This window comes from Pseudomonas rossensis (genome assembly GCF_039888995.1).
In the GTDB taxonomy this organism is placed as follows: domain Bacteria; phylum Pseudomonadota; class Gammaproteobacteria; order Pseudomonadales; family Pseudomonadaceae; genus Aquipseudomonas; species Aquipseudomonas rossensis.
The window spans coordinates 1-2,335 of sequence record NZ_JBBWCB010000276.1 but is presented as its reverse complement, the minus strand read 5'-3'; the positions used below and the strand labels follow the sequence as shown (position 1 = coordinate 2,335).

General features: G+C 59.8%; 2 protein-coding genes. Both read right to left on the bottom strand.

The window, feature by feature from the left end; translation table 11 throughout:
• Positions 1-1,628 (bottom strand): type VI secretion system Vgr family protein (locus tag WLY71_RS30350; protein WP_347806521.1); only part of this gene is annotated, 1,628 nt, incomplete at its 3' end.
• 131 nt (positions 1,629-1,759) lie between these two features.
• Positions 1,760-2,275 (bottom strand): Hcp family type VI secretion system effector, encoded by a 516-nt coding sequence (locus tag WLY71_RS30345; RefSeq protein ID WP_054051032.1) that lies wholly within the window; start codon positions 2,273-2,275, stop codon positions 1,760-1,762.
• Between the last annotated feature and the right edge of the window lie 60 nt (positions 2,276-2,335).

Sequence of the window (2,335 nt, the reverse complement as noted above, 5' to 3'; positions counted from 1 at the left end):
TAGACGGTGTGGTGTTCTTCGGCCTTGAATTCGCTGTAGCTGTTTTGCTCGACGGTGTCGTGGCGTTCGTTGCCGACGCGGATTTTCTGGTCGTGCTCGACGTTTTCGTCCCAGTCGCGCTGGGCATGCAGGAAGATTTGTTCTTGGCCTTTTTTGTCTTCGATGCGCAGTTCGTTGTAACCACCGCCACCGGGGGAGCTCAGGGTTTTGAAGGTGCTGCGGGTTTTGTTCGCCGGCAGGGCGTATGGGACGACGTTTTCCTTGTGGTACAGGCATCCGCTGATCAGCGGTTGGTCGGGGTCGCCTTCGAGGAAGGTGACGAGCACTTCCATGCCGATGCGCGGGATGGCGATGCCGCCGTAGTGAGCACCGGCCCAGGCGGAGGAGACGCGCAGCCAGCAACTGGTCTTGTCGTCGGCCTGGCCTTCGCGGTCCCAATGGAATTGCACTTTGACGCGACCGTATTGGTCGCAGTGGATCTCTTCACCCTTGGGCCCGGTGACCACGGCGCTTTGGCTGCCGAGGATGCGCGGCTTTTTCTGGGTCAGCGGTGGCCGGTTCGGCACGTCCCACGGGGTGGCCTGGAAGCGGTTGCGGTAGCCCTGGTGGAAATCGTCTTTCAGGTTGGTGGTGCTGGTGACCGACTCTTCCAGCACTTGCGGCTGTTTGCCTTCGTGGAGAATTTCGGTCAGCAGCCACAGGTCGTTCCACTTGGGCTTCGGGTGTTGGGTCAGGGCCAGGAAGTGGCCGCTGACCAGCAACGGCTGATCGCTTTTGCCTTCGGCGAGCTGGAAGTCGCTACGGTGACGTTCGAGGGCGCGTTTGGCCAAGTGCTTACCGCGTTCGCGGTCGATGAAGCGGCCAGGGTAGTCGTAGTCTTCGAGGTCGGGCAGGGCATCGCCACGGTTTTCGCTTTCCAGGGTCAGTCGCGGTTTTTCGAAGTCGTAGTCGCGGCGGGTGGTGCGGCTGGTGCGGGTTTCCAGGCGCAGGTCGAAGCGCTTGATCACCGGGTTGTTGGCGACCATGCCGGAGTCTTGCTGGTAGGCCACGGGCGCGAGTTTCGGGAACACCGTCTGGTCATCGCCGAACACCAGCTTGTGGGCGGTGGCGCTGTGCTGAGAGTGGTAGTGGATACCTTCTTCCTCGCACAGACGCTGAACGAACTGCAGGTCCGATTCATCGTACTGAACGCAGTAAATGCGCTCCGGATAAATCGCCCCGACTTTGAATTCATAGGCGTTGCTTTGGATGCCGTGCTCTTCGAGGACGCTGCCGATGATTTTCGGCACGTTAAGGTTCTGGAAGATGCGTTGGTTGATGCGGTGCGCCAGGTAAGACAGTTGCGGGCGCAGGGTCACCGCGTAGCGGGTCAGGCGTTTGCCGGAATCGCCCTGGGCAGCGCGATAGATCTGGCCATGAATGCCGCTGCCGTCAGGCGAGAGCTGCAAAAAGGCCGGTTTGTGCAGCAGGATCTCGAGGTCCAGGGACGGCTGTTCACTGACCAGCTCCACCTCAAACACAAAAGGCTGGCTGATGGCTTCCCGACCTTGCAGGGAAAGAACCTGGAAGTCGCTGGAAAGACCTTCGATGGTCAGGGCAAAGTGAGTTTGATTGGCCGGCGCGAACATCCCTTGTTCCTCGTGCAGTGCTGCGGCGCTCGCCAATACCGGAAAAAGGAATCAGCAGACGCAAAATTCTGGAAGGGCGAAAACAACATCGACCAGCAGAGCTGGCCGATGCTTGAGACGGTCGGCCTGAGTTAGGCGACCGGCTGACGCCAGTCATCGGAACCCGAAGTACCGGATACTTCGTGGGTCCAGGTGATTTTGCGGTAGGTGAATTGCACTTCTTCCAGGTGAGTGAAGTGCGAGTTTGACGGGTCCTGGCAGTTGTGCATTTTGTTGTTGATGGCGACGATGATCGCGTCTTCCAGTTTGGTGGTGTAGTAGTGCTCTTGGGTCCCTTGGGCCGAGGTGCGGTACCACTGGATAACGATTTCGCTCATGCGCTCGCCGGAGGTCAGAGCCGCCTGCAGCAGTGGCGAAGCCTTGTCGTACACCTTGGTGATCACGACTGGCTTGTGGACGCGCTGACCGGTCGGTTGGCCGGACTGCGGGTCACGCGGGATGATCACGTCGTGGCTGAAAGCCTGAACCATGACCTGGTCTTCGTGTCCTTCCTGGTAGGTGTTGCCAACCGAGTCGGCGGTGAACGCGCCGGCAGTGATCAGACCTTGTTTCTCGCCAGTGACGGACATGTACGCTGGTGTAGCCATGGATGTGCTCCTTGCTAAAAGTTAGGGTGCCCGGGAGGCGGTATCGCCCGGTGGGTGCCT

Excerpts from the sequence above, each read along its gene's own strand:
- WLY71_RS30345 (WP_054051032.1), bottom strand. The coding sequence starts at position 2,275 with ATGGCTACACCAGCGTACATGTCCGTCACTGGCGAGAAACAAGGTCTG.